Source organism: Streptomyces sp. WG5, from assembly GCF_049974565.1.
Lineage (GTDB): Bacteria > Actinomycetota > Actinomycetes > Streptomycetales > Streptomycetaceae > Streptomyces.
This window is the reverse complement of sequence record NZ_JBNGGC010000052.1, coordinates 1-25,372: the sequence shown is the minus strand read 5'-3', so window position 1 is coordinate 25,372 and position 25,372 is coordinate 1. Positions and strand designations below refer to the sequence as shown.

Genomic DNA, 25,372 nt, shown 5'->3' with positions numbered 1-25,372 from the left:
CGGGGGTTGGCAGTCTCTCGTCGGCGCTCGTCGATCAGCACAGGAGACGGGAGGCTCAGCCGGAGCCCGTCCTGAATCGGCGCCGGTACTCGGTCGGGGTCGTGTCGAGTCTGCGGCGGAAGGCCCTGACCAGGGTGTCGACGGTGCCGAAACCGCAGGCCGAGGCGACGCGTTCCAAGGTGGCGTCCGTGGATTCGAGCTGCCGGCGCGCCGCCTCGACGCGGACCGACTCGATGTAGGCGTGCGGGGTCGTGCCGAGTTCGTTCTTGAAGATCCGGGTGAGCTGCCGGTCGCTGACGTGGACGTGCGCGGCGAGGTCGGCCACGGTGAGCGGCTCGGCGAGGTTGCGCAGGACGTGGTGGCGGAGGTCCTCGACGCGGCGGGTCGTGGAGACCTGCTCCAGAGGGACGCTGAACTGGCTCTGGCCGCTCGGCCGCTTCAGGTACATCACCAGCTGCCGGGCGACGCGCAGGGCGACGTCCTCGCCGAGGTCGTCGGCGACAAGGGCGAGGGAGAGGTCGAGGCAGGAACTGATGCCCGCGCCCGTCCACACGTCGCCCTCCCGGACGAAGATCGGGTCGGCGTCGACCTCGACCGCCGGATGCTCGTCGGCGAGCTGCCGCGCGGTCGACCAGTGCGTGGTGGCACGCTTGCCGTCGAGCAGCCCGGCGGCGGCCAGGACGTGCGCTCCCACGCAGACGGACGTGACCCGCCGGGTCCGGCCGGCGAGTTCCCCGACCCGCTTCACCACGGCCGGGTCGGTGAGGGCGCGGACACGGCCCCGCTCGTCGACCTCGACCGCGCCGGGCACGATGAGGGTGTCGACGGCCCTCGTGGCCAGTTCGTCGAAGGTCGCGTCGGGCAGGACGCGCACCCCGGCGCCGGTGGTGACGGGGTCCAGGGTCTCGGCGGCGAGGACGACGTCGTAGCCCGCCGCCTCGTCCGCCTCGCGCCGGGCGAGGGCGAACACCTCCGGCGGTCCGGTGACGTCGAGCAGGTCGACGCCCTCGAAGAGGACGACGACGATCAGTCGTTCCACGGAGTTCACGGGCTCCTCAGCGATCTCCCGCGGGCGCGTGGCCACGCAGGTCATGCGGTCTTGCGGCTACCGGGCATGTCGGTATCTGCAGGTTAGACGACATTGCCGACATCCCGCGCCGGCCGTAGCGTCGTAGGCGCGGGTCGCCACCCGTCATCCCACTCCGACCACCAGGGGGTTCCCCATGCCCAGGACCACGCTGCGCCGCCTCAACGGACTCGACGACACTCCCGCCAAGCTCGCCGACTCCACCCTCGTCCTGGTCGACTACCAGAACACCTACACGACCGGCGTGATGGAACTGGACGGCTGGCAGGCCGCGCTCGACGCCGCCTCCCGCCTGCTGGCACGGGCCCGCCAGGAGGGCGCCAAGGTCATCCACGTCGTCCACGACGGCGGCGAGGGCACCCCGTACGACGTCCGGGCCGAGATCGGGCAGATCCACCCGAGCGTCGCTCCGGTCGACGGCGAACCCGTCGTCACCAAGCAGGCACCGGACTCCTTCTTCGGCACCGACCTGGGCGAGCACGTCGACGCGGCCGGACACAACGACCTCGTCGTCGTCGGCTTCATGACGCACATGTGCGTGGCGTTCACCGCCCAGGGCGCCTTCCTGCGCGGCCTCCGCCCCACGGTCGTCGCCGACGCCTGCGCCACCCGCGCCCTGCCGGTCGCGGACACCGAACTCGACGCCCGCCAGGTGCACTACGGCGCCCTCGCCACCGTCGCCGACATGTACGGGGTCGTCGTACCGTCGCAGGAGTCCCTGGCCTAGCCAGGGCCTGTTCTAGCGCCGGGGCAGGACAAGCGCGCACAGGGCGAAGACGAGGGCGCAAGCCGCCTGGACGAGCATGCAGATCGCCAACGCGGTCGTATAGGCCTCACCTGCCGGGGCGGTGGAGCCGGACAGGGCCGCGCCCAGCAGGCCGCCGGCGACGGCGACGCCGAGGCCCATCGCGGCTTGCTGGGTGGTCTGCAGCGTGCCGGATGCCGCTCCCGCCGTCGTGGGCGGGACCTCCGCGATCATCGCTCCGACGAGCGGCCCGAACATGAAGGCCTGTCCGACCCCGACCCCGACGAGCAGAGCGCCGAACGTCCACGAGTCCAGGCCGGAGCCCTGGACGAACACGGACCCGGCCGTGCCGCTCAGGAGCGCGGCCTGAATGATGCCGCCGACGACCAGGAGCCTGCGGAACCCGAAGCGGGGCGCGAGCTTCCCCGACCAGATCGACACGGTGAGGAAGCACAGGGAGAACGGCAGCAGCACGAGGGCCGCGTGCATGGGCGACCAGCCGAGCCCCGTCTGCGTGGAGATCGCGTAGAGGAACGTGAACGCGCCGAACGCCGACTGGAGCAGCAGCGCCATCACCAGTCCGATCCGGTACGACCTGAGCCGGAACAGCGGCGGCGGTACGAGCGGCACGCCGTCGCCGCGGTGCAGCCGCAGCTGCCACCACCAGAACACCGCGAAGAGCACCGGCGTCGCCCCCAGCAACGCCCAGCACCAGACCGGCCAGCCCAGGGCGCCCCCCTGGGAGACCGGCAGCATGAGCGCCAGCAGGGCAAGCCCGAGCAGAGCGGTCCCGGCCAGGTCGAGCGACCGGTGGCCGGGCGCACGGGTGTCGGGCAGCCAGCGCAGCGCCGCGCCGAACGCCAGCACGCCCATGACCACGCTCATCGCGAAGACCATGCGCCAAGGGGCACCGGGCAGCGGGGCGGACAGCAGCACACCGCCGAGGACCTGACCGATCGCGGTGGCCCCGCCCGCGGTCGCACCGAACAGCGCCACGGCACGAGCCCGTTCGGCCCCCTGGGTCGACGCCGTGATCGTCGCCAGCACCTGAGGGACCATGGCCGCCGCGGAGATCCCGGTGAGGGCTCGCGCGACGATCAGCACGGTGATGTCCGGGGCCAGCATCGCGCCCAGGGAGAACAGGGTGAAGCCGGCCATGCCGACCAGGAAGAGCAGGCGTCGCCCGTACAGGTCCCCGAGTCTGCCGCCCAGGACCATCGGGACGGCGAACCCCAGTGCGTACACCGACACCACCAGGGACTGCTCGGCGGCAGTGGCTCCCAGGGACGCGCCGATGTCGGGTACGGCGATGCCCGCGGCCGAGAAGCTGACCACCGACAGCAGCAGCGCCGACAGTGTGGTCAGGAGCCGGCCCGTCCCCAGCCCGGGAGCCGCCGGTTGCGAGGGGGCCTGCGCGGACGGTGGCGCGGCGCGGTCGTTCTTCGGTGCGGAAGATGCGGAAGTCGTCATGACCTCGACCCTGAAGGGCTGCTTATCCTGGCACCAGGAGCCCGTTTATGGGGGTACTGACCAGCACCTGGATGCCAGGTTCTCCGTACGGGAGACTGATGACATGACAGCGTCCAGGTCGGCCGCGATCCGGCGTGAACTCGGTGACTTCCTCCGGAGCCGCCGCGAACGCGTGACCCCGCAGCAGGCGGGCCTGCCGTCCACCGGGCGAAGGCGGACGCCCGGCCTGCGGCGTGAGGAAGTCGCTGTCCTCGCCGGGGTCGGCGTCACCTGGTACACCTGGCTGGAACAGGGTCGGCCGATCAACGTCAGCACCCAGGTCCTCCGGGCGGTCGCCCGCGTCCTGCAACTCGATGACGTCGAACAACGGCACCTGCACCAGCTCGCCGGATCGAGTACGCCGAAGGACGAGCCCGCCGAAGACGATCCGGGGCTCCCCGCGGCGTTCCAGCCCGTCCTGGACAAGCTCGACCCGTTCCCCGCATGCCTGCAGACGCCGCTGTTCGACGTGCTGGCCTACAACCGTGCCTACCGGTTCCTCTTCACCGACATGGACCTCATCCCGCCCGGTGAGCGCAACTGCGCGGTGCAGTTCTTCACCGACCCGGACTGGCGCAGCCGCTACGTCGACGACGACCTGGTCGCCGCCCGGATGGTCGCGAGGATGCGCACCGAGATCGGCACCGATCTGGGGGCCGCTGCCGCCGCCGGCATCGTCGACGACCTCCGGGAGCGATCGGAGGAGTTCGCCCAGCTGTGGGCCCGGCACGACGTGCTGCCCCAGCAGTACGAGACAAAGCGCCTCGACAGCCCCCTCGTCGGGCAGCTCCAGCTGAACTTCGTCTCCACCCATGTCCCGGACACCGGACACCGGATGACGGTGATGACGCCGGCCGACGAGTCCACCGCCCGGCGCCTGGCCCGGATGCTCTAGGCGGGCGCGCACTCGAACCACACGGTCTTGCCACCCCTGGGCCCCGGCCCCACGCCCCACTTGTCGACCACCGCGTCCAGCAGCACCAGCCCCCGGCCGCTCTCCGAGTCGTCACTCACCCGCCCGGCCGCGACGGGGAGCCGGGGGCTGCCGTCCGCCACCTCCACCCGGACACCGCCGCCGTCCGCCCGCCGCAGCAACACCAGCGTGCAGCGGCGGTCGGGGACATGCCGTACGACGTTGGCCAGCAGCTCGGTCACGCCGAGCTCCACGGCGTCGGACAGGTCGGCGAGGTCCCATTCGGCCAGATACGAGCGGACGATGCGCCGGACGTGCCCGGCCGAGTGGGCGCCCGCCGTGAAGCTCATCCGGTACTGGTTCGCGCAGTGGCCCACGAGGACCGAGGGAAAGTATTCGTTCACGGCACGAGCCTGACGTCGGACGACTACTGTGGGCTACTGAACGGATACAACCGGTCCTGTGGTGGACCGAGTTGTGCGAGAGGGGGCTCTCCGCATGACCCACATCAACGTCCTCGACCCGGGCGCGTCGCCGCTCGACTACTACGGCTTCGAGCTGCGGCGCCATCGGGAGGCGGCCGGGCTGACGCAGCGGCAGCTCGGCGACATCGTCAACTACACGGGCTCACTGGTCGGTCAGATCGAGACCGCGCGCAAGCTGCCGACACCGGAATTCAGTGAGCGTGTCGACGCCGCCCTGGGAACGGGCGGGCTGCTGTCGCGGCTGGTCGACCTGGTGATGCGCAGTCAGGTCCCGGCCTGGTTTCAACAGGTGGCCGAGTTGCAGTCGAGGGCCACCGAAATCTACTCGTTCGAGACGCACATGATCCACGGTCTCCTCCAGACCCATGCGTATGCGGGTGCCGTCCTGGGTGTGCTGGACCAGAGCAACCTGGACGACCGCACCGCAGTCCGGATCGCGCGCCAGAGCATCTTCGAGAAGGAGGAGCCGCCGGTCTTCTGGGCCGTGCTCAGCGAGGCGGCGCTGCGCCAGGAGATCGGCGGGCGGGGGATCATACGAGAGCAACTCGCCCACCTGTTGACCTTCGAAAGCAACCCACGGATCAACATCCAGGTCCTGCCCTACTCGGCGGGAGCGCACACAGGACTACAAGGCTCATTCGACGTCTACCGCTTCGCGAGAGACCCGTCCATCGTCTACACCGAGGGGTACGGAAGCGGGCATCCGACCGCCAATCCAGACACCGTCAAGGACTGCTCACTCCGATACGATCATCTCCAGGCCTCCGCGCTCTCCCTCAGAGAATCGGCGGAGCTCATCCGGAGCTTGATGGAGGAAAGCCATGGAGAGCAAGGCGATAGCGTCGGAGACCCTGTGGCGTAAGTCCAGCTACAGCGGCGACCAGGGCGGCAACTGCCTCGAAGTCGCCGAACTCCCCCACCGCACCACCGTCGCCGTCCGCGACTCCAAGACCCCGGCGGGGCCGGTCCTCACCCTGGCCCCCGCCGCGTTCGCCGCCTTCGTCGACTGGGCCTCCACCGCCGCCCACTGATCCAGCCCGGGCCCGATCAACGTTTCTGTTCGAATTATCGTCTTCGCACGTGCCCCCGCCGTGCCCCCGATGACGCCGAACGGAAACCCCCACCGTGGTCCCTGCCGCACTGACGACCGTCCCCCGCCCCGAACGGCAGCGGGAGAGACGCCCGGGCGATGCCCTGCGCGCCTTCGGGCGCCGGCATCGCGTGGCCCTGCTCGCCACCCTGCCCACCATCCCGCTGTACGCGGTGTGGTGGGCGTTTCTCGCCACCGGCGGGGGCGACCTCGCCGCGCAGGAGGCATGGGCCGACTTCACCTCGCGGCACGCTGGTTCGCCGTACGGGCTGTTCTGGTACGGCGGGACGCACACCGTCAACTACAGCGTGATATCGCCCCACTTGATGGCCCTGCTCGGCGTGCGCACGGTCACCGTGGCCTCCGGGCTGGCCGGCGCCTGGCTGGCGGCCGTGCTGATCGGGCGGACCGGCGTGCGCAGGCCCCTGTGGCCCGCCCTGCTCGCCTCCCTCGCCCTGTGGTGCAACGTCGCCTCGGGGCGTACGACCTTCGCGCTCGGCCTCGCCTTCGGGCTGGCCGCCTGCCTGGTGCTGGTCCGGGAACGGCGGCTCGTCATCGCCGCCGGCTGCGCGGCCCTGGCCACCATGGCGTCGCCGGTGGCCGGGCTGTTCCTGGCCGTCGTCGGGGCGGGCTACCTGCTCGTACGGGACTGGGGGCGCGCCCTCGTGCTCCTCGTACCGCCCGCCGCCGTCGTCGGGCTGACCACGCTGCTGTTCCCCTTCACCGGGGAGCAGCCGATGCCGGCGGCCCGAATATGGCCGCCGGTCGTGCTCGGCCTCGCCGTCACCGCGTTCGCCCCGCGTACCTGGCGGGTCGCCCGGTGGAGCGGGGCCGTCTACGCGACCGGCACCGTGCTGACCTACCTCGTCGCCTCCCCCGTCGGCACGAACGTCGAGCGGTTCGCCGAGTACTTCGCTCCCGTCGCCCTGCTCGCGGCCCTGCTCACCGCGCCCCCGCTGCGACGGGTCTCGCGCGGTCTGCTGGTCGTCGCCCTCGTCTTCTCCGTCTGGTGGACGGGGAAGAAGACCGCCGACGACCTGCGGGAGTACACCGTGGTGCCCGCCTGGGCCGTCGAGACGGACGGTGTCGTACGGGCACTGGAGGGGCTCGGGGCCGACCGCACGCGGGTGGAGGTGGTGCCGGCCCGCGACCACCGCGAGGCGTCCGGGCTCGCCCCCCACGTCAACCTGGCCCGGGGCTGGAACCGGCAGCTCGACGTGGAACGCGCCCGGCTCTTCTACGACGGCACCTTCTCCGCGTCCAGCTACCGGGCGTGGCTGGACCACTGGGCGGTCGGCTTCGTCGTGCTTCCCCTGGGCAAGCCGGACGGGCCCGCGGAGGCCGAGGCGGCGCTCGTGCGGGACCCTGACCTGCGGCCCGAGTGGCTGGAGCCCGTCTGGCAGGACGAGCACTGGAGGGTGTACCGGGTGCGGAACGCCGTACCGCTCGTCTCCGAACCCGGCACCGTCGTGACGACCAGCAGCGCCGACCTGGTGCTCCGCGTGGACCGGCCCGGGCCGGTGACCGTACGGGTCGCGTGGTCGCCGTGGCTGCGGACCGACGGCGGGTGCCTCGCCCGGGACGGCGAGTTCACCCGCCTGACCGTCGAGGCGGCGGGCGAGTACCGGCTCAGCTCCGGGTACGGTCCTTCGCCGGGGTCGGAGGACCGCTGCTGAGCCCCTCGGCGGGCGAGGCGTTGTCGTCGGCCGGGGGCGGGGCGGGAGCGGGGATGGTGCTCGCGGCCGGGGCGGGGTCCTTGGCCGGGGTGTCCGAGGACGCCGAGGACTCCAGGGGCTCCGAGGACGCCGAGGACGCCGAGGACAAGGCGTCCTTGGCCGCGGTCCCGGTGACCGCGGTCGCGGTGACCGCCGTCCCGGTGACCACCCGGGCCCTCGGCCCCTGGAACAGGTACGTCAGCCCGAAGCCCGCCGCGACCACGGCCGCGCCGCCCACCGCGTCCAGGATCCAGTGGTTGCCGGTCGCCACGATCGCCGCGACCGTGAACAGGGGGTGGAGCAGACCGAGGGCCTTCATCCACATCTTCGGGGCGATGACCGCGATCGCCACACCGCACCACAGCGACCAGCCGAAGTGCAGCGACGGCATCGCCGCGTACTGGTTGGTGAGGTGCGTCAGTGTGCCGTAGTCCGGCTTGGAGAAGTCCTGCACGCCGTGCACCGTGTCGATGATCCCGAGGGTCGGCATCAGGCGCGGCGGTGCCAGCGGGTACAGCCAGAAGCCGACCAGGGCCAGCAGCGTGGCGAAGCCTAGGGACGCGCGGGCCCAGCGGTAGTCGACCGGGCGGCGCCAGTACAGGACGCCGAGGACGGCCAGCGGGACGACGAAGTGGAACGACGTGTAGTAGAAGTCGAAGAAGTCCCGCAGCCAGCCGATCTCGACGACGGCGTGGTTGACCGCGTGCTCGATGTCGATGTGCAGGAAGCGCTCGATGTCGAGGATCTGCCAGCCGTGCTCCTCGGCCCGGGCCCGCCCGGCCGAGTTGCTGCCGCCGGTCGCCGCGAGGCGGACCTGGGAGTAGGCGGCGTAGGTGACCCGGATGAGGAGGAGCTCCAGGAGGAGGTTGGGCCGGGTGAGGACCCGGCGCAGGAACGGCAGCAGCGGGACGTGCTTGAAGCGGGCCGGGACCGGCGGGGCGTAGCTCGTCGGGACCGGCGTGTCGAAGTACGGCGACGAGCGGGACAGGAAGGGCACGGCCACGGCGGCGGCCAGCGCCGCGAGGAGTACGACGTTGTCGCGCAGGGGGTAGAGGGCCGCCATGTTCGGCAGCATCATCTTCGCGGGCAGCGTCATCACCAGGACGACGGCGACCGGCCACACGTACCGGTCGGACGCCTTCTTGCCGACCCGGCCGACGAGCGCGGGCAGCACCCACAGCAGCTGGTGCTGCCAGGTGGCCGGTGACACCACGACGGCCGCGCAGCCGGTGACGGCGACGGCGAGCAGCAGCTGGCCGTCGCGGGCGTAGCGCACGGCGCGGCGCAGGGCGAGGACGGCGACGGCGGCGCCGAGCAGGAGGAAGAGGGCGATCTCCAGGGGGCCGGAGAGGCCGAGCCGCAGCAGGGCGCCGTGCAGCGACTGGTTGGCGAGGTCGTCGGCCTCGCCGCCCAGGCCCACGCCGGCCAGGTGGTGGACCCAGTAGGTGTAGGAGTCCTGCGCCATGGCCGCCCAGGCGACGGCGGTGCAGGCGAGGAAGGTGACGCCGGTGGACACGGCGGCCCGTCTGCGGTCGGTGAACCACAGCAGGGGGACGAAGAGGAGGACGGTCGGCTGGAACGCGGCGGCGACACCGATCAGCGCGCCGCCGATCCGGTCGCCGTGTTCACCGCGTACGGCGAAGCAGCCCAGCAGGACGAGGAGGACCGGGATGATGCTGGTCTGGCCGAGCCACAGCGCGTTGCGCACCGGCAGCGACAGCATCAGCAGGCTGACGGCGACGGGCGCCGCCAGCAGTGCCGTACGGCGCCCCACCGGCTTCGGCAGGGCGCGGGCGGCGACCAGGCCGAGGGCCACGACGAGCAGCAGCGAGCCGAAGGTCCAGCCCCAGCCGAGGGCCTGCTCGGCGGCGCGGGTGAACGGTTTGAGGACGAGGCCGACGAAGGGAGTGCCGGTGAACTGCGTGGAGTCGTAGAGGGACCCCTCCACGTGCAGGACTCCGTGCTCCCCGACCCAGGTCTCCAGGTCCGTCAGCCGTTCGCCGCTCGGGGTGCTGAGGACCGTGGCCAGCTGTCGTACGGCGAGGATGGCGGCGACCAGCCACAGGCCGAGGCGCGCGGCGCGCAGCCGTGCCCTGGTCGCATCGACGGCCGGTGCCCCGAAAGCCTCCGCCGGTCGCCCACTGTGCTCCGCATTCGCCACGCCTCGTCGGCCTCCCGCCCCGTTCGTACCGCGTCCGTGTACGCGGTGTGTTGTCCTTGCGAACCCTATGAGGCTCGCACCACCCCCGGAGGGAGACGCAGGCAACCCCCGTTCAACCTGACCGCCGCCCGCATGTCGTCCCGACTTTTTCCGGACGTCCGGCCGTTCGTCCGGACGACGATAGTGCCGGAGCGGTCCGGACGCCTCTCGTGGAAGCGAGAAGGATCACAGGTCACAGGGTGACGGAGCGCTCCGTGGCGTACGGACGTCCCTGCGTGTACGCCATTTCGGTGCACTGTGCAACGAAAAGCATACCGGGCGTAAGCGGCGCATCAGCGCCTATGGTCGCTTTTCTGCCCGTGGCCGAGTGCCGCGGGTTTCTTTCCGGCCCGGCGACAGTGCCGCCGTACGGGTCGTGGCGTCCCTGTCCCCGTCGAAAGGTAGGCGAGCGAAGTTTTGTCGGCTGCCCCCGTCGCCACTCACCCGTCCGGCACCAACCCGCGCCCCTCCCCTCCGGCAGGGTCCGCTCCCCCCACCGCGACCGACCCCGCCCTCGTCAGACGTGCCGTGAAGGCGGCGGCGCTCGGCAACGCGATGGAGTGGTTCGACTTCGGCGTCTACAGCTACATCGCCGTGACGCTGGGCAAGGTCTTCTTCCCGTCGGGCAACCCGACCGCCCAGCTGCTCTCCACGTTCGGCGCCTTCGCCGCCGCGTTCCTGGTCCGGCCGCTCGGCGGCATGGTCTTCGGCCCGCTGGGCGACCGGGTCGGGCGGCAGAAGGTCCTCGCCCTCACGATGATCATGATGGCGGCGGGCACGTTCGCCATCGGGCTGATCCCCTCGTACGCGACGATCGGCGTCTGGGCGCCGGTGCTGCTGCTGGCCGCCCGGCTGGTGCAGGGGTTCTCCACCGGGGGCGAGTACGCGGGCGCGTCCACCTTCATCGCCGAGTACGCGCCGGACAAGCGGCGCGGGTTCCTGGGGAGCTGGCTGGAGTTCGGCACGCTCGCCGGGTACATCGGCGGCGCGGGGCTCGTGACCCTGATGACGGCGCTGCTGTCCGACGCCGACCTGACGTCCTGGGGCTGGCGCATCCCGTTCCTGATCGCCGGGCCGATGGGCATCATCGGGCTGTACCTGCGGATGCGGCTGGAGGAGACGCCGGCGTTCGCCGCCGAGCTGGAGAAGGCGGAGGCGACGCGGCCGAAGGTACCGCTGCGGGACATGATCACCGGGCAGTGGCGGGCGCTGCTGCTCTGCGTCGGCCTGGTGCTGGTCTTCAACGTCACCGACTACATGCTGCTGTCGTACATGCCGAGCTACCTGACGAGCGAGCTGAAGTACGACGAGACGCACGGACTGCTGGTCGTACTGGTCGTGATGGCGCTGATGATGGTCGTCCAGCCGTTCGCGGGCGCGCTGACCGACCGGATCGGGCGCCGGCCGGTGATCGCGGCAGGCTGCGCGGGGTTCCTGCTCCTGTCCGTCCCGGCGCTGCTGCTGATCCGCGAGGGCAGCCTGCTCGCGGTGGGGCTGGGCATGGCCGCGCTCGGGCTGCTGCTGGTCTGCTTCACGGCGTCGATGCCGTCCGCGCTGCCGGCGCTGTTCCCGACGCGGGTGCGGTACGGCTCGCTGTCGATCGGCTTCAACGTCTCGGTGTCGCTGTTCGGCGGGACGACGCCGCTGGTCGTGACGGCGCTGATCGGCGCGACGGGCGACATGATGATGCCCGCCTACTACATGATGGCCGCGGCCGTGATCGGTGGCGTGGCGGTGTGGTTCATGAGCGAGTCCGCGGGCCGGCCACTGCCGGGCTCGGCACCGGCCGTCGAGGGCTGACGCTCCCCGGGGGAGGGAGGAAGGGCGAGGCGCGCCGAGCGCGCGGCCTTGCCCGAACCATGCGGCCGTCCGCGCCCGGCCCGCGGCCCGGCCCACCCCGCCGGGGACACGCCCTCGTCAATCGCCTGACACGCCGTCACCCCGGGGCTATCTTCGTCAGCGCATCCACTTCGTCAGCGCATCCACTCAGAAACGCCAACGACGCACACAGGAGGCCCCTGCATGAGCGAGTCGCGGCTCTGGGACGACGTCGACGCCTACTTCACCCACCACCTCAGCCCGAACGACGACCCGCTGGAGGCCGCCCTGAGGGACAGCGGCGCCGCCGGGCTGCCGCAGGTGAACGTCACCCCCAGCCAGGGCAAGCTCCTCCAGCTGCTCGCTCGGATCCAGGGCGCCCGCACCATCCTGGAGATCGGCACCCTCGGCGGCTACAGCACCATCTGGCTGGCCCGCGCCCTGCCCGCCGACGGCCGCCTGGTCACCCTGGAGTACAGCGCCCGGCACGCCGAGGTCGCCACCCGCAACATCGCCCGCGCCGGCCTCGACGCCCTCGTCGACGTGCGCGTGGGCCCCGCCCTGGACTCACTGCCGCAGCTCGCCGACGAGAACCCGCCGCCCTTCGACCTGGTCTTCATCGACGCCGACAAGGGCAACAACCCGCACTACCTGGAGTGGGCCCTGAAGCTCACCAGCACCGGCAGCCTGATCGTCGTCGACAACGTGGTCCGCGGCGGCCGGGTGGCCGACGCCGGCGACACCGGCGACGACGTACGCGGCACCCGCGCCGCGATCGAGCTGATCGGCAGCCACCCGCGGCTGAGCGGTACGGCGATCCAGACGGTCGGCAGCAAGGGCTACGACGGTTTCGCGCTGGCCCGCGTGCTGGAGTGAGGACGGCGCGCGCTCAGGCCTCGCGGGGAAAGGCGCGTCTCACGCCTCGTGGTAGAAGCCGACGTTGACGCTGCGCGGTTCCGTGCGGTCCTGGACCACGATCTCGCCGCTCCCGCCCCTCGGCAGCGGCACGGTGCCGCCGTAGGACACGGGCTGCGCGTGGCCGCCGACGGTGAGCCGGACCTCGGAGGACGGCTCCGGCTGGGAGCCCCGCAGCCAGGTCAGCTGCCACGTGCCGTCGGGTCCGCAGCGGAACTCCAGGTGGACCCGGGAGACGAACAGCCAGTCGTCCGGCGTCGACAGCCGGCACACGGACTTGTCCCGGCCCACCCGCAGCACCGCGCCCGGCTCGCTGGGCGCGTCGGCCATCTGCATGCCGGCCGTGGCGCCCGCGTCCGCCGCGGTGACGACGGCCATGGTGAGTTCGAGCACGTGCGCTCCTCCAGAGACGTCCCTCGTTGACGTACCGCCGCCGCATGATAAGTCGGCCGCCGGTGCCGTGTCCGGCACAATGAGGTCATGACCGAGCGAAAGCCACCTGGCGTCGACTTCGAGATGGGGGTCCCCCAGCTCGAACGAAGTTGAAAGTGGGGGAGGGTCGACAAACAGATCCGTGAGGCGGACGCGCGCGGCGAGTTCGCCCAGCTGCCCGGTGCGGGCAAGCCCCTCCCCAGCGAGGTGGACAGCACCTACGACGAACTCTGGTGGGTCAAGCGGAAGATGGCCCGCGAGGGCTTCTCCGTACTGCCGCCCACCCTGGCCCTGCGCAAGGAGGCGGAGGACGCCCTGGAGGCGGCGGCGAACGCGCCGTCGGAGCGGGTGGTCCGCCGCATCGTCGAGGAGATCAACGTCAAGATCCGCGACGTCATGTTCAAGCCGCCGCCCGGCCCCCCGCTGGGTCTGAAGCCCTACGACGTCGAAGAGGTCGTACGGCAGTGGCGGGAGCGCCGGGCGGAGCGGTGACGCCTACGCGTCACAGGCGCATGAGACGGTCCGCCAGTTCGCGGTAGTCCCGCAGGGCCAGGCGGAGTTGTTCGGTGTCGGTGCTCGTCGCGCGGTCGTCCTGGCCGGTGTCGTGCCAGGACGTGCGCAGTGTACGGCGGCGGTGCGTCACGGCCTCCGTGAAGCGCGCGGTGATCTCCTCCAGGACGCGGTCCGCCTCCTCCACGGAGGCACGCGGCCCGTCGACGAAACCGGCCACCGCGTGCCGCAGCCGCTGCCCGAGCTCGTCGTACTCCTCGTGCGGGAGGAGTGCGCCCCCGTGGACGGCCGGAGGGGTCGTGCCCTCGCTGTGGGCCGGCGCGGTGTCCGGGCCGGGGATGGTCTCGCCGCGGGCATCGGGGGCCCGCCCGTCCCGCTCGACGCGGGCGCCGGGGGCCGGCATGTCCCGCTCCACCGGGGCGCCTGGGCCCTGCCTGTCCCGCTCCACCGGGGCGCCGGGGCTCTGCCTGTCCCGCTCGACGGGGATCCCGCCGGGCTGCCGGGTCACATCGGACATTGCTCAACTCTCCTTCGGCTGGCGTTTGCTGAGCGACCAGGAGTGGTGCGGGCGGGAGGACGCCGGCGCGTGTCCGCCACCGTCCGTCCCGGCGCGGTGCCGACCGCCGTCGGGCCGGCCCGCGTCATGGCGGCCAGGGCGTACGAGGTCCTCGAAGAGCGCGCGGGCCTCGACCAGGGACTCGCGCATCTCCTCCGTACCCGCGCCGCTGTCCTGCGCGCCGTCCACGCGCGCGTGCGTCACTCGGTGCACGCGCCGGTAGCCGTCGACGTGGTGGGCGTGGTGCACGGACAGCGCCGCGAGCTGCTCCTCGTACTGCCCGCCGTCCGGGAAGCCCCGGGCGCCGGCCAGCTCCGCGAGCAGCCGGTCCGCCTCGCCGACCGCCTCGCGCGGGGAGTCGACGAAGCGCTCCTGGACCGCGGTCCAGCGCGCCTCGAACCGCTCGCGCTCGACCGGCTCCAACGGCCTGACGTGCAGCGACCCGTGCCGTGCCACGCGCTCGGCGAGTTCGCGCTCGGCGGCCGCGGTGTCGCCGTCGTGCCGGGCCACGGCCCGGTCGTACTCGGGCCCGAAGCGCCGCTTCAGGCTCCCGCCGTGCTGGGGGCCCCGCGCGCGCAGGGCCAGTACGGCCACGACAACGAGCACGGCCGCCACGATCACGATCAAAGCGATGATCACGCCTGTGGACATGAGTGCCTTCCGGGTTCTCGGCCCTACCGGCTCTCGGAGCGGGCCGGTTCGCCGTTCGGGTTGCCCCGGACCCCGCGCTCAAACGGCGCACAGCTCGCGCTCACGGCACATCGGTGCGAAAATACGCTTGCACAGGGCGCCGGTGCCGTCCCGACAATGCCGGTCATGACCTGGACCATCGCCCCGGAACCGTACGACTCCCCCGTCGCCGCCGCCCTCTGGCGCGCGTACTACACGGAGGTCAGCGACCGGTACTACCTGCTGCACGAGGGCCGGGCCACCGAACCCGCCGAGCTGGAGCGGGAGATCGCCGCGTACTCCGGCGCCGACCTCGTGCCGCCCCGGGGACGGCTGCTGGTCGCGCGGTACGGCGGCGAACCGGCCGGCACCTCGGGCGTACGGCTGCGGGACGGCACCACCGCCGAGCTGACCCGGGTGTTCCTGCACGAGCGGATGCGCGGCCGGGGCGGCGCCGCACTGCTCGTACGGGCCGCCGAGGACGCGGCACGGGCGCTCGGCGCCTCGCGGATGGTCCTCGACACACGCGGCGACCTCGTCGAGGCCCGTGCCCTGTACGCCCGGCTCGGCTACACGGAGACCGAGGCCTACAAGGAAGACCCGTACGCCGAGCACTGGTTCGTGAAGCAGCTCCCGTACGCGGCCTGACGGCCCCGGCGGCCCCGGCGGCCCCGGCGGCCCGGCGGGCTCAGCCGGCCCGCGCCGCAGCCGGTCCTCCTTCAGGAACCAGGCCGGCACGAAGCCGAGGAGGGCGACGGGGGCGGCCGTACAGGAAGACGTCGGTGACGGCGGAGTCGGCCCGCGAAGACCGTGCCGAAGACGGCCACGCCGAAGGAGGCGCCGAAGGAGCGGAAGAAGGTCGCGCCGGGGGTGGCGACGCCCAGGTCCTCGTACGCCACGGCGTTCGGCACCGCACCCACGGACGTCTCACCTTCCGTCCAGGTCGGTGTGACCGGATATGGCCGGTTCAGTCCTGTGGAAAGCCGGGATTCCGGGGGCGTGCGCGCGGGAGTGTGGAGAAGATCTGCATAATCTCTGGAGTTCGCGAGGGGAGTCGCGAGGGGAGGGACGAACGCGTGGAACAGCAGAAAGAGCCGCCGCAGGAGCCGCAGGAGCGGCCCCAGAGGCACTCGTGCCCGGAGTGCGGAACGCCCAGGGAGGCTGACAACACGCCCGCCTGCGCCTGCGGGGAGCGGGTGTCCGACGCCCTGCGCGACGCGCGTACGGCACAGGCGGCAGCGGCGGAGGACTTCGACCCGCTGCGCATACGGCCGTACGTCGAGCTGGACGGCGCCGGAGAGCCGTCGACGCCCCCGGCAGGGGCGGCCCCTTCCTCCGGTACGCCTGCGTCCGGTACGCCCGTACCGGAGGGACCGGCGCCCGCGGCACCCCCGTCCGCGCCGGCCGCGCACACCTCCGCTCCGGGGACCGCGCCCACCGCGCCCACCCCCGCTTCGGGGGCCTCGCCCGACCCGGACGCCACCATGACGCTGCGCGCCGTCGGCACCGAACCGCCCGGCGCGGTCACGGACGCGACCTCCGTACTGCCCACGCCCCTGGCGCCTTCGGCCGGCCCGCCCAGCGCACACGACCTGCGCCTGTTCGAGACCTCGGCCGCCGCGTCCACCGCCCCCTCCGCGCCCGCGGGGTCCGGTGCGGACGACGCGTACGGCACCGACGGGCGGCCACCGCGCCGGCGGCGCCGCGGCGTGCTGCTCAGTGCCGCTGGGGCGGTCGTGGTCGTGGTGGGGGCGGCCGGGTACGCGAGCGGGCTGTTCTCCTACGAGTCACCCTCGCGGGACGGAGCGCTGCCGGAGGAGGTCCGGGCGAGCGTGCCGGACCCGTCGGTCAGTGCGGCCTCGACGGCCCCCGAGCCGAGCGCCACCTCCGCACGGCCGGCCTCCGCGTCACCGTCCCCGTCCGCCTCCGCGTCCGCGTCCGCCGGCGCGAGCCCGTCCCCCTCGCCGTCCCCGTCGGCGTCCAGCGCCTCGCCCGCGCCGTCCCGGTCGGCCGAGCCGACGCGGACCACGACGACGGCGCCGGCCGACAGCCCCGCGCAGGAGTCCGAGGAGGACGGACCCGACTCCGACGGCGGCGGCACCCTGCACCGCGGCGACCAGGGCCCCGAGGTCACCGAACTCCAGCAGCGCATGACCCAGCTGTACCTGTACAACGGCGACCTCGACGGCAGATACAACCGCCAGCTCGAGGACGCGGTCCGCAACTACCAGTGGTCCCGCGGCATCCGCTCCGACGAGCTCGGCGTCTACGGGCAGGACACCCGGCGCCGGCTGGAGTCGGAGACGCGGGAACCGTAGGCGGTACGCGCGAACCGTAGGCGGTGCGCGCGGCCCGCCGTTCAGCGGGCGCGCGTTCGGCCGGCCCGCGTTCGGCCGGCGCGTGGCGCCCCTTCGTCAGCCGATGTGCAGCCGCAGCGTCCCGTCCGCGCCGGCCTCCACACGTACCCGCGTCAGGTCCTCCACGACCACGTCGGGCCCGTGGAAACCGGCCCTCGGGCCGACCCCCACGACCCGCATCCCCGCGGCGCGCGCGGCCTCGATGCCGGCGCCGGAGTCCTCGAAGGCGATGCAGTCGGCAGGGGCGACGCCCAGTTCGGCGGCGCCCTTGAGGAAGCCCTCGGGGTCGGGCTTGCTGGCGCCGACCGACTCGGCGGTGACCCGGACGTCCGGCTGCACGAGTCCGGCGGCGGCCATCCGCGCCGTGGACAACGGCACGTCGGCCGAGGTCACCAGGGCGTGCGGCAGTCCGCGCAGCGAGGCGAGGAACTCCGGCGCCCCCGGGATCGCGACGACGCCCTCGGTGTCGGCGGTCTCCTCGGCGAGCATGCGCGCGTTGTCGGCGTGGTTCTGGTCCATGGGCCGGTCGGGCAGCAGCAGCGCCATCGAGGCATAGCCCTGCCGCCCGTGGACGACCTTCATGACCTCGTCGCCGTCCAGGCCGTTCCGGTCGGCCCAGCGCCGCCAGACGCGCTCGACGGCGGCGTCCGAGTTGACGAGGGTGCCGTCCATGTCCAGCAGCAGTGCACGGGCGGTGAGAACGGTGGCGGTGGCCGTCATCGGCAGACTCCAAGGCGCGAGGAGGAATACAAGGCGGCCCCGCCCGCCGGTCAGGGAGAACGGGCGGGAGCCACTTTGTTCATCCACGGTACAAAACGTACCGGGCATCGCGCCACCACCCCGCCCGAACGTTCACGCACCGTTCAGTTCGCGCGCCGCCCGGTCCCCGTCGGTTCGCGCGCCACCCGGCCCGCGTGGGTCCACCCGCCACCCGGCCCGCGTCAGTCACGCGTCACCGGGCTCGCGCGTCACCGGGCTCGCGCGTCACCGGGTCCCGCCGTGCGCGCCTCACCCGGCGACCGCCTCCCACAGGCTCCACACCCCGAGGCCCAGCATGAGCAGCGCCGCGACCTTCGTGATCAGCCGCAGCGGCACCCGCTTCATCAGGGCCTTGCCGCCGACGATGCCGAGACCGGCCACCGCCCACAGCGCGAGCACCGCGCCGAGCCCGACGGACAGCGGGTCGTCGTAGCGGGCCGCGAGGTTCGCCGTCATGATCTGCGTGAGGTCACCGAACTCGGCGACCAGGATGAGCATGAAGCCCGCCCCGGAGACCTTCCAGAAGGACTGGTCCTCCGGCTTGCGGATCTCCTCGTCCTCGTCGTCCTTCCTCATCAGCAGCACGGCGGCGCCGCCCAGGAACAGCACACCGGTCAGCGCGTGCACGATCTGCTGCGGAAGCAGGGTCAGCACGCTGCCGGCCGCGACCGCCAGCACGACGTGCAGCGCGAAGGCGGCGGCCACGCCGGCGAAGACGTACGAGGCCCGGTAGCGGGTGCCGAGGACGAGGCCGGCGAGCGCGGTCTTGTCCGGCAGTTCGGCCAGGAAGACGACGCCGAAGACGACTGCCGTCACGGTCAGGCTGATCAAGGGGTTTCCTCTGTCGGTCGGGGCCGCCCCGCCGAGAGTGCTGATCTCGCGGATACACACAACCGCGAAGCGAGACACCTCGGCACGGCAGCACACGGTCCGCCCCTGCCGTACGGCACGGGCGTGCACTGCTTGCCGAAGGTCTCGCTGGCCGGCCCCGCGTACGAGGCCTGCCTCCGGGCGCCGGCTCAGGCGAGCTGAGCAGTATGTCGACGGTCCGGCGAAGAGCTACTCCCCTTCTGCGCCATCCATAGTACGCGAGCCGTCGGGCGATCCCGAGAGGCGAAAGCCCCGGGGGCCGTCGGAGGCGAAAGTCCCGTCGGACCCGTAGACGTGCCATGCACACGTCACTAGCTTCTTACCGACCGCACACCTGTGCGCCATGCGGCGTCGCGAGCATTCCCCTGCCCGCGTCCCAACACCCCCACATTCCAAGGGAGTTCGCATGCCGAAGTTCTACGCGCGTCGACGGCTCGGTTTCCTCGCCGCGTTCACCGGGCTCATAGCCTCCGCCGGGCTCCTCAACGGCCCGGCCGCCTCCGCCGCCCTCCCCACCCCGGTCAGCGCCGCCACCGCCCGCTCCTACCTCGCCTCCCTCACCGTGGAGACCGAGAACCGCACCGGCTACGACCGCGACCTCTTCCCGCACTGGATCACCCAGTCCGGCTCCTGCAACACCCGCGAGACCGTCCTCAAGCGCGACGGCTCGGGCGTCGTCACCGACTCCTCCTGCGCCGCCACCAAGGGCAGCTGGTACTCCCCCTACGACGGCGCCACCTGGTCCGCCGCCTCCGACGTCGACATCGACCACCTCGTCCCGCTCGCCGAGGCCTGGGACTCCGGCGCCGGCTCCTGGAGCACCTCCCGGCGCCAGTCCTTCGCCAACGACCTGACCCGCCCCCAGCTCCTCGCGGTCACCGACAACGTCAACCAGTCCAAGGGCGACCAGGACCCGGCCACCTGGATGCCCTCCCGCAGCGCCTACCGCTGCACGTACGTCCGCGCCTGGGTCCAGGTGAAGTACTACTACGACCTCTCGGTCGACTCCGCCGAGAAGTCGGCACTGCAGAGCCGGCTGGCGAGCTGCTGACGCCCCCGTCCCGGCCGGCCGGGCACCGGGTGACCGGGACGGGAGATCCGGTGCCCGGCCGACCGGGGGTCTGCCACCGGCGTCCCGGTCACCGCCCGTCCGGTCACCGCGCGTCCGGTCACCGCCCGTCCGGTCACCGCCCGTCCGGTCACCGCGTGTCCGGCGCGGAACCTCCGCGCCCACCTCCGTCGTTCCGTACCGTACGGGGCGACGGAGGAGGGCATCACCATGGCCGGACTACGCCTGGGACCACTGCTGAGGTACACCGACGGCTCGTGCGCGACCGTCTGGGTCGAGACGAACCGTCCGTGCACCGCCGAGGTGCGCTGCGCCGACGGCGCCCTGGGGACGTCCCGCACCTTCCAGATCGCGGGACACCACTACGCCCTGGTTCCGGTGAGCGGTCTGACACCCGGGAAGGCGACGGAGTACGAGGTACTCCTCGACGGCGCGTGCGTGTGGCCGCCGCCCGACTCGCGCTTCCCGCCCTCGGTGATCACCACGTCCCCGGCGGTGCACGAGGAGATGCGCATCGCGTTCGGCTCCTGCCGCTGGGCCGCACCACCGGCCGGCGGGAAGGACCGGGTGGGCCCGGACGCGCTGGACACCCTCTCCGCCCGGATCGCCGCCGACCCGCAGGGCGCGCGACCCGACCTGCTGCTCCTGCTCGGCGACCAGGTGTACGCCGACGAGATCTCCGACGCCACACGCCACTGGATCGCCGGCCGCCGCGACCTGGGCGAACCCCCCGGCGACCAGGTCGCGGACTACGAGGAGTACACCCGCCTCTACTACGAGTCGTGGCTCGACCCCGAGGTGCGCTGGCTGCTGTCCACCGTGCCCAGCTGCATGATCTTCGACGACCACGACGTCATCGACGACTGGAACACCTCCGCGGCCTGGCTGGCCGACATGCGGGCCACGGACTGGTGGCGCGAGCGGCTCCTGAGCGGGCTGATGTCCTACTGGGTGTACCAGCAGCTGGGCAACCTCTCCCCGGACGAGCTGGCCGCCGACCCCCTCTACGCGGCCGTCCGCGAGACCCCCGACGGCACCGACGTACTCCGCGCGTTCGCCGCGCGGGCCGACGCCGACCCGGCCTCCGTCCGCTGGAGCTACCGGCGCGACTTCGGCCGCGTACGGCTGGTGATGGTGGACTCACGCGCGGCCCGCGTCCTGGAGGAGGACCGCCGCACCATGCTCGACCCGGGCGAGGCCGCCTGGCTGCGTGAACAGATCCTGGACGGGCGGGTCGGCGGCGAGGACCGGGACGGGGACGACGAGGGCAGGGACACCACGGCGGCGGGCGGGCACGGAGACGGGGACGGGAACGGCGGGCGGAGCCCGTACGACCATCTGCTGATCGGCACCTCCCTGCCCTGGCTGCTGCCCCACCTGGTGCACGACGTGGAGGCGTGGAACGCGGCGATGTGCGTCGGCGAGCGCGGCGCACGCTGGGCGCGCCTCGGGGAGAGGATCAGACGCGGGGCCGACCTGGAGCACTGGTCGGCCTTCCCGTCCTCCTTCGACGCCCTCGCCGGCCTGATCGCCGAGGCGGGCACCGGCCCGGGGGCGCCCGCGACGGTGAGCGTGCTCTCCGGCGACGTTCACCACGCCTACGTGGCCGAACCGTCCTGGCCGGGTCGCGCGCCCGACGCCCGGGTCGCCCAGCTGACCTGCTCCCCCGTCCACAACTCCGTACCGCTCTCGATCCGCCTCGGCTTCCGCTTCGGCTGGAGTGCCCTGGCGCGTGCCCTCGGGCGGCGCATCGCCCGGCACGGGCGCTGTGCGCCGCCGGCGGTCGGCTGGCGCAAGACCGGCGGCCCCTGGTTCGGCAACCAGCTCATGACGCTGACCCTGCGGGGGCGATCGGCCCGGCTGCGCCTGGAGCAGGCGCGGGCGGAGCGCGACGGGGCGACCGTCCTGCGGATGATCACGGACAGAGAGCTGGCGTAGGCCCGGGGGCTGGGCCGAGTATGAAACCAGTCACATCGGTGGCCTGCGGCTCACGCGTGGGAGCGCTCCCACCTGCGGAGGCGGCCGAACCGGAAGCGTGACCGTGCGCCAAGTCATGGCTAAATGTTGAACTTGCAAGTACTCGTAAGGCGCACCTAACGTGGGCACCCCACTCGGTTCCGTCCCCACCGGCCCCACACGGCCGGCCCGACCGAAGGAGCACCCCCCCCCATGTCCGAACGCCTCAACAGCGCTCAGCCCTACGTTTTCGGCCTGTTCCGCATAGTCGTCGGCCTGCTCTTCGCCTGTCACGGCGCGGCCTCCCTCTTCGGCGTCCTCGGCGGCGCCTCGGGAACCGGCGGCACGATCGAGGCGGGCACCTGGCCGGGCTGGTACGCGGCCGTGATCCAGCTGGTCGGCGGCGGCCTCGTCATGCTCGGCCTCGGCACCCGCGCCGCCGCGATCATCTCCTCGGGCTCCATGGCCTACGCGTACTTCAAGGTGCACCAGCCGAGCGCCCTGTGGCCGATGGAGAACGGCGGCGAGGCCTCCGCCATGTTCTGCTGGGCCTTCCTGCTGCTGGCCTTCACCGGCTCCGGCGCTTTCGGCCTGGACCGGCTGCTCGCCCGCCGCACGTCCGACCAGGAAAAGGCCGCCGCGGAGCGCCAGACGCCGGTCGCGGCCTGACCGCCCCGGAGCGGCACCCGCCTGATCCGAAGAGGCCGCCGAGCGGTGCCTCCCCGCACAGGGAGGCACCGTTGTCGACCGGGAGGGCACCGCTGCCGCCCCCGCGGCGGGGAATCGCCTCCCAGCTCGCGGCGCGGGGCACTCCGCGAGACGTGAACACCCGCTCCCCGACGCCGCCGCCCCCTCCCGGGTGAACGCTCCGCGCCGAACGCACAAGGCCCCTGTGAACCGTCTGTCACACCTCAGGCGTACGCTGTATGGCTGTCATCGGCCGCTCCTGCCGTCCCCGCGTCTCGCGGCATGGCCCGGCCCACGGGGGAGTAACGGGGAGTTGTGGTGGTCGAGAGTCTCGGGAGCATCGGTTCGCTGGTCAGCAGCCCATGGATCTATGTACTGGTGGCCGTTTCGGTGCTCCTCGACATCTTCCTGCCGGTGCTGCCGAGCGGTGTCCTGGTGATCACGGCTGCCACGGCGGCGGCCGCGGGCACGGGTGCCGGCGCTGCGGCTGCCGGGCGGGTTCCGCAGGACGTCCCCGACATCCTGGTCCTGACGCTGTGCGCGGCGACCGCGTCCGTCCTCGGAGATCTGGCGGTCTACCGCCTCGCCTGGCGCGGCGGGCCACGCCTGGACCGCGCGATCGCCCGTTCCCGTCGGCTGACCACGGCGCAGGAACGTCTCGGCGGAGCCCTCGCCCGTGGCGGCGGTGCTCTGGTCGTACTGGCCCGTTTCGCCCCGGCCGGCCGCTCGGTCGTCTCTCTCGTCGCGGGCACCGCTCACCGCCGGGTCCGCGAGTTCCTCCCCTGGTCGGCCCTGGCCGGACTGGCGTGGGCCGCCTACAGCGTCGCCCTCGGCTACTTCGGCGGCCAGTGGCTGGGCGCGACCTGGCTGGGGGCCGCGGTGTCGCTGGTGGCCCTGTTCGGCGCGGGGGCGGGGGCGGCATACCTGATGCGCCGCCAGCCCAGGGCGACGCGAGCGTCCTAGCGGAGCGGGGACCGTAGCGGGCAAGGCTGTAGCAGGCGGGGGGCTCGCGGCGCACGCGTCGGCCTCGTGGCGTCTCGCTGCGGTCCACGGCGGCGGCGAGTGGCGCGGTGCGGCCCTGCGGGGCGGCCCGGATCGCCGGGTTCGACGCGGGCGGGCGGCACACCGCCCGAAGCCGTACGAGACTCCGCCCGATCCAGCAAGCACCTCGGCCCGCTGCTCCGAGACGTCCTTGCACGGAGCCGATCCGTCACCGTCCTCGACGCCGCCGGCCCGGGCGGCCGGCGGCGCCCGAGCACGACGCCCGCCTACGCGCGGTCCGAACGCGGCTCGACGCTGCCGCCCGGGGGCGCTTCGGGTTTCGCGTGGAGGATCTCGCGGGCCTGCTCGGCGGCGCGGGCGAGGCTCTCGGAGACGAAGTCGAGGAAGCGGGCGACGTTCTCCAGGCGGGCGGCGGCCGGGGTGTGGGGGCCGAGGACGTCGACGCCCTGCCGTGCGATCTCCACGACGTGGGCGGTGGAGCGGGCGCTGGCCTGCATCGACTGGTACCAGATGTCGTCGTCGACGACGTAGCGCTCGCGGCGGCGTTCGTCGCGTTCCCGGCGGACGAACGCCTGGCTTTCGAGGAACGCGATCGCTTTGGAGACCGACGCCGGGCTGACGTGGAGGCGTTGGACGAGTTCCGCCGCGGTGAGGCTGCCGGTGTCGGTGAGGGTGAGGCAGGCCATCACCCGGGACATCATCTTGGGCATGCCCGACGCCATGAGGACGGTGGTGAACAACTCCTCGTACTCGCGCACCGCCTCGGCATCGCGCCCGTACGCCTGTGCGGGCGCCTCCGACGCCGGCGCCGCCTGTCTGCGCCGGTGGGTACGGCGCTCCGTGGCGCGGTGGGCCAGGTCGGCGCGGTAGTCGGTGGGGCCGCCGTTGCGCATCACCTCACGGGTGACCGTCGAGGTCGGACGATCGAGCCGCCTGGCGATCTCCGCGTAGGCGAGCCCGTCGGCCAGCCCCAGCGCGATCTGCTGGCGTTCCTGCTGGGTGAGTCTGCCTCCCGGCACAGCGGCCTCCTCATGGGTCCTTGGTGTGCACAGCTTAGCGTTCACTCCCATTCCATTGCAACGACAAGGGGTGAGTTGTTGCATTAAGCGAGAAGCCATCGCAACGAAATAATGACTTTGACCTGGCCTTATGGGAATCGAACGCAACATCTCCGTTGCGCGATCCGTGAACGCAACGTAGCTTTTCCAACGTCAGAAACGACGAGTCGCAGGAGAGAAACCATGCAGAAGTTCGACACCCCCGCCCTGGTCACCACCGTTCTGGACATCCCCGCGGGACGCGTGCAGCTCATCGCCGCCGACCGGACCGACACCACTGTCGAGGTCCTGCCCGCGAACCCCTCGAAGAGCCGCGACGTGAAGGCGGCGGAGCAGGTCCGGGTCGCATACGGCGACGGCATCCTGCGGATCGAGGGCCCCGCGGCGAAGAACCAGGCCTTCGGCCCCTCCGGAGCCGTCGAGGTGACCGTCCGACTGCCGGCCGGCTCCAGCATCGAGGCGAAGACGGACGCCGCCGAATTCCGGGGCGTCGGACGGCTCGGTGACGTCACCTTCGAGGGCGCGCAGGGCTCGGTCAAGCTCGACGAGGCCGACAGCGCCCGCCTGACCGTCCTCGCCGGTGACGTGTCGGTCGGCCGCCTCGGCGGCCCCGCGGAGATCCGCACCCAGAAGGGCGACATCCGCGTCGCCGAGGCCGTGCGCGGCACGGTCGTGCTGCGCACCGAGTCCGGCGACGTGTCGGTCGGCGCGGCCCGCGGAGTCTCCGCCTCTCTGGACGCCGGCACCACCTACGGCCGGATCCACAACGCACTCCAGAACGCCGACGGCGCCGACGCCGGCCTGGCCATCCACGCGACCACCGCCCACGGCGACATCACCGCCCGCAGCCTGTAGAAGGAGCACTCCATGACCAGCTTGGCCATCACGGCGAACGGGCTGCGCAAGTCGTACGGCGACAAGACCGTCCTCGACGGCATCGACCTGCACATCCCGGCCGGTTCCGTGTTCG

General features: G+C 72.5%; 25 protein-coding genes and 2 pseudogenes. 16 read left to right on the top strand and 11 right to left on the bottom strand.

The window, feature by feature from the left end; translation table 11 throughout:
• Positions 1–55: 55 nt before the first annotated feature.
• On the bottom strand, positions 56–1,048 hold the full coding sequence (locus ACP4IX_RS34260) for a GlxA family transcriptional regulator (protein WP_426558433.1): 993 nt from the start codon (positions 1,046–1,048) through the stop codon (positions 56–58).
• Positions 1,049–1,223: 175 nt separating this feature from the next.
• Between ACP4IX_RS34260 and ACP4IX_RS34255 the strand changes: the two genes are divergently transcribed.
• Positions 1,224–1,814 (top strand): cysteine hydrolase family protein, encoded by a 591-nt coding sequence (locus ACP4IX_RS34255; protein ID WP_426558431.1) that lies wholly within the window; start codon positions 1,224–1,226, stop codon positions 1,812–1,814.
• Between the two features lie 12 nt (positions 1,815–1,826).
• Here ACP4IX_RS34255 and ACP4IX_RS34250 read toward each other — a convergent pair whose 3' ends face one another.
• The gene (locus tag ACP4IX_RS34250; RefSeq protein WP_426558429.1) at positions 1,827–3,302 is read right to left on the bottom strand and encodes an MFS transporter; all 1,476 of its coding nucleotides are present in this window, start codon (positions 3,300–3,302) and stop codon (positions 1,827–1,829) included.
• 103 nt (positions 3,303–3,405) lie between these two features.
• On the opposite strand from ACP4IX_RS34250, the gene ACP4IX_RS34245 reads away from it, so the two are divergent.
• Positions 3,406–4,236 carry a helix-turn-helix transcriptional regulator gene (locus ACP4IX_RS34245; protein WP_426522557.1) on the top strand — a complete coding sequence of 277 codons (831 nt, stop codon included), beginning with the start codon at positions 3,406–3,408 and terminating at the stop codon, positions 4,234–4,236.
• Here the strand turns inward: ACP4IX_RS34245 and ACP4IX_RS34240 are convergent.
• Positions 4,233–4,658: an ATP-binding protein gene (locus ACP4IX_RS34240; RefSeq protein WP_426558427.1), complete on the bottom strand. Its 426-nt coding sequence runs from the start codon at positions 4,656–4,658 to the stop codon at positions 4,233–4,235. The genes ACP4IX_RS34245 and ACP4IX_RS34240 overlap by 4 nt on opposite strands.
• A 94-nt stretch (positions 4,659–4,752) precedes the next feature.
• Here ACP4IX_RS34240 and ACP4IX_RS34235 point away from each other — a divergent pair, with 94 nt between their 5' ends.
• The 3 genes from ACP4IX_RS34235 to ACP4IX_RS34225 all read left to right on the top strand — a co-directional run bounded on the left by ACP4IX_RS34235 (position 4,753) and on the right by ACP4IX_RS34225 (position 7,505).
• Positions 4,753–5,601, top strand: coding sequence for a helix-turn-helix domain-containing protein (locus tag ACP4IX_RS34235; RefSeq protein ID WP_426558425.1), 849 nt, complete (start codon positions 4,753–4,755; stop codon positions 5,599–5,601).
• Positions 5,561–5,770, top strand: a complete 210-nt coding sequence (locus ACP4IX_RS34230) for a DUF397 domain-containing protein (protein WP_426522560.1) — start codon at positions 5,561–5,563, stop codon at positions 5,768–5,770. The genes ACP4IX_RS34235 and ACP4IX_RS34230 overlap by 41 nt, the downstream gene beginning before the upstream one ends.
• A gap of 94 nt (positions 5,771–5,864) precedes the next feature.
• Positions 5,865–7,505 (top strand): hypothetical protein, encoded by a 1,641-nt coding sequence (locus ACP4IX_RS34225; RefSeq protein ID WP_426558423.1) that lies wholly within the window; start codon positions 5,865–5,867, stop codon positions 7,503–7,505.
• Here the strand turns inward: ACP4IX_RS34225 and ACP4IX_RS34220 are convergent.
• Positions 7,459–9,705, bottom strand: coding sequence for a bifunctional glycosyltransferase 87/phosphatase PAP2 family protein (locus ACP4IX_RS34220; protein WP_426558421.1), 2,247 nt, complete (start codon positions 9,703–9,705; stop codon positions 7,459–7,461). The two genes, ACP4IX_RS34225 and ACP4IX_RS34220, sit on opposite strands and share 47 nt — an antisense overlap.
• Before the next feature lie 456 nt (positions 9,706–10,161).
• On the opposite strand from ACP4IX_RS34220, the gene proP reads away from it, so the two are divergent.
• Positions 10,162–11,544, top strand: coding sequence for a glycine betaine/L-proline transporter ProP (gene proP, locus ACP4IX_RS34215; RefSeq protein WP_426558419.1), 1,383 nt, complete (start codon positions 10,162–10,164; stop codon positions 11,542–11,544).
• 222 nt (positions 11,545–11,766) lie between these two features.
• Entirely contained in the window at positions 11,767–12,438 is a 672-nt protein-coding gene (locus ACP4IX_RS34210; RefSeq protein ID WP_426522564.1) for an O-methyltransferase, read from the top strand.
• A gap of 39 nt (positions 12,439–12,477) precedes the next feature.
• Here ACP4IX_RS34210 and ACP4IX_RS34205 read toward each other — a convergent pair whose 3' ends face one another.
• Positions 12,478–12,870, bottom strand: a complete 393-nt coding sequence (locus ACP4IX_RS34205) for a hypothetical protein (protein ID WP_426558417.1) — start codon at positions 12,868–12,870, stop codon at positions 12,478–12,480.
• Between the two features lie 177 nt (positions 12,871–13,047).
• Here ACP4IX_RS34205 and ACP4IX_RS34200 point away from each other — a divergent pair, with 177 nt between their 5' ends.
• Positions 13,048–13,401 carry a DUF1992 domain-containing protein gene (locus ACP4IX_RS34200; protein ID WP_426558445.1) on the top strand — a complete coding sequence of 118 codons (354 nt, stop codon included), beginning with the start codon at positions 13,048–13,050 and terminating at the stop codon, positions 13,399–13,401.
• Between the two features lie 10 nt (positions 13,402–13,411).
• Here the strand turns inward: ACP4IX_RS34200 and ACP4IX_RS34195 are convergent, their stop codons facing one another.
• A complete protein-coding gene (locus ACP4IX_RS34195; protein WP_426558415.1) occupies positions 13,412–13,936 on the bottom strand; it encodes a hypothetical protein in 525 nt (174 codons plus the stop codon).
• 3 nt (positions 13,937–13,939) lie between these two features.
• The gene (locus tag ACP4IX_RS34190) at positions 13,940–14,626 is read right to left on the bottom strand and encodes a hypothetical protein (RefSeq protein WP_426558413.1); all 687 of its coding nucleotides are present in this window, start codon (positions 14,624–14,626) and stop codon (positions 13,940–13,942) included.
• Positions 14,627–14,791: 165 nt separating this feature from the next.
• Here ACP4IX_RS34190 and ACP4IX_RS34185 point away from each other — a divergent pair, with 165 nt between their 5' ends.
• Positions 14,792–15,292 carry a GNAT family N-acetyltransferase gene (locus tag ACP4IX_RS34185; protein WP_426558411.1) on the top strand — a complete coding sequence of 167 codons (501 nt, stop codon included), beginning with the start codon at positions 14,792–14,794 and terminating at the stop codon, positions 15,290–15,292.
• A gap of 36 nt (positions 15,293–15,328) precedes the next feature.
• Here the strand turns inward: ACP4IX_RS34185 and ACP4IX_RS34180 are convergent.
• Positions 15,329–15,555: pseudogene (locus ACP4IX_RS34180) on the bottom strand (EmrB/QacA family drug resistance transporter); the annotation flags it as partial.
• A gap of 165 nt (positions 15,556–15,720) precedes the next feature.
• Between ACP4IX_RS34180 and ACP4IX_RS34175 the strand changes: the two are divergent.
• The gene (locus ACP4IX_RS34175; RefSeq protein WP_426558409.1) at positions 15,721–16,962 is read left to right on the top strand and encodes a peptidoglycan-binding domain-containing protein; all 1,242 of its coding nucleotides are present in this window, start codon (positions 15,721–15,723) and stop codon (positions 16,960–16,962) included.
• A gap of 96 nt (positions 16,963–17,058) precedes the next feature.
• Here ACP4IX_RS34175 and ACP4IX_RS34170 read toward each other — a convergent pair whose 3' ends face one another.
• The gene (locus tag ACP4IX_RS34170; protein WP_426558407.1) at positions 17,059–17,721 is read right to left on the bottom strand and encodes an HAD family hydrolase; all 663 of its coding nucleotides are present in this window, start codon (positions 17,719–17,721) and stop codon (positions 17,059–17,061) included.
• 288 nt (positions 17,722–18,009) lie between these two features.
• A complete protein-coding gene (locus ACP4IX_RS34165) occupies positions 18,010–18,591 on the bottom strand; it encodes a TMEM165/GDT1 family protein (protein ID WP_398131846.1) in 582 nt (193 codons plus the stop codon).
• 445 nt (positions 18,592–19,036) lie between these two features.
• On the opposite strand from ACP4IX_RS34165, the gene ACP4IX_RS34160 reads away from it, so the two are divergent.
• The 4 genes from ACP4IX_RS34160 to ACP4IX_RS34145 all read left to right on the top strand — a co-directional run bounded on the left by ACP4IX_RS34160 (position 19,037) and on the right by ACP4IX_RS34145 (position 23,305).
• Positions 19,037–19,681 (top strand): HNH endonuclease family protein, encoded by a 645-nt coding sequence (locus tag ACP4IX_RS34160; RefSeq protein WP_426558405.1) that lies wholly within the window; start codon positions 19,037–19,039, stop codon positions 19,679–19,681.
• 228 nt (positions 19,682–19,909) lie between these two features.
• Positions 19,910–21,637, top strand: a complete 1,728-nt coding sequence (locus tag ACP4IX_RS34155) for an alkaline phosphatase D family protein (RefSeq protein WP_426526671.1) — start codon at positions 19,910–19,912, stop codon at positions 21,635–21,637.
• Between the two features lie 231 nt (positions 21,638–21,868).
• Positions 21,869–22,324, top strand: a complete 456-nt coding sequence (locus ACP4IX_RS34150) for a DoxX family protein (RefSeq protein WP_426526669.1) — start codon at positions 21,869–21,871, stop codon at positions 22,322–22,324.
• Positions 22,325–22,660: 336 nt separating this feature from the next.
• A complete protein-coding gene (locus ACP4IX_RS34145; RefSeq protein WP_426526667.1) occupies positions 22,661–23,305 on the top strand; it encodes a DedA family protein in 645 nt (214 codons plus the stop codon).
• A 305-nt stretch (positions 23,306–23,610) separates the two neighbouring features.
• On the opposite strand, the gene ACP4IX_RS34140 is transcribed toward ACP4IX_RS34145, so the two are convergent.
• Positions 23,611–24,363 carry a helix-turn-helix domain-containing protein gene (locus ACP4IX_RS34140; RefSeq protein WP_426527050.1) on the bottom strand — a complete coding sequence of 251 codons (753 nt, stop codon included), beginning with the start codon at positions 24,361–24,363 and terminating at the stop codon, positions 23,611–23,613.
• Positions 24,364–24,585: 222 nt separating this feature from the next.
• Here ACP4IX_RS34140 and ACP4IX_RS34135 point away from each other — a divergent pair, with 222 nt between their 5' ends.
• Positions 24,586–25,257 (top strand): DUF4097 family beta strand repeat-containing protein, encoded by a 672-nt coding sequence (locus ACP4IX_RS34135; protein ID WP_426527052.1) that lies wholly within the window; start codon positions 24,586–24,588, stop codon positions 25,255–25,257.
• 12 nt (positions 25,258–25,269) lie between these two features.
• A pseudogene (locus tag ACP4IX_RS34130) lies at positions 25,270–25,372 on the top strand (ABC transporter); the annotation flags it as partial.

Coding starts and splice junctions, on each gene's coding strand:
- ACP4IX_RS34255 (WP_426558431.1), top strand. CDS start 1,224: ATGCCCAGGACCACGCTGCGCCGCCTCAACGGACTCGACGACACTCCC.
- ACP4IX_RS34250 (WP_426558429.1), bottom strand. CDS start 3,302: ATGACGACTTCCGCATCTTCCGCACCGAAGAACGACCGCGCCGCGCCA.
- ACP4IX_RS34245 (WP_426522557.1), top strand. CDS start 3,406: ATGACAGCGTCCAGGTCGGCCGCGATCCGGCGTGAACTCGGTGACTTC.
- ACP4IX_RS34235 (WP_426558425.1), top strand. CDS start 4,753: ATGACCCACATCAACGTCCTCGACCCGGGCGCGTCGCCGCTCGACTAC.
- ACP4IX_RS34230 (WP_426522560.1), top strand. CDS start 5,561: ATGGAGAGCAAGGCGATAGCGTCGGAGACCCTGTGGCGTAAGTCCAGC.
- ACP4IX_RS34210 (WP_426522564.1), top strand. CDS start 11,767: ATGAGCGAGTCGCGGCTCTGGGACGACGTCGACGCCTACTTCACCCAC.
- ACP4IX_RS34195 (WP_426558415.1), bottom strand. CDS start 13,936: ATGTCCGATGTGACCCGGCAGCCCGGCGGGATCCCCGTCGAGCGGGAC.
- ACP4IX_RS34190 (WP_426558413.1), bottom strand. CDS start 14,626: ATGTCCACAGGCGTGATCATCGCTTTGATCGTGATCGTGGCGGCCGTG.
- ACP4IX_RS34185 (WP_426558411.1), top strand. CDS start 14,792: ATGACCTGGACCATCGCCCCGGAACCGTACGACTCCCCCGTCGCCGCC.
- ACP4IX_RS34170 (WP_426558407.1), bottom strand. CDS start 17,721: ATGACGGCCACCGCCACCGTTCTCACCGCCCGTGCACTGCTGCTGGAC.
- ACP4IX_RS34160 (WP_426558405.1), top strand. CDS start 19,037: ATGCCGAAGTTCTACGCGCGTCGACGGCTCGGTTTCCTCGCCGCGTTC.
- ACP4IX_RS34155 (WP_426526671.1), top strand. CDS start 19,910: ATGGCCGGACTACGCCTGGGACCACTGCTGAGGTACACCGACGGCTCG.
- ACP4IX_RS34150 (WP_426526669.1), top strand. CDS start 21,869: ATGTCCGAACGCCTCAACAGCGCTCAGCCCTACGTTTTCGGCCTGTTC.
- ACP4IX_RS34135 (WP_426527052.1), top strand. CDS start 24,586: ATGCAGAAGTTCGACACCCCCGCCCTGGTCACCACCGTTCTGGACATC.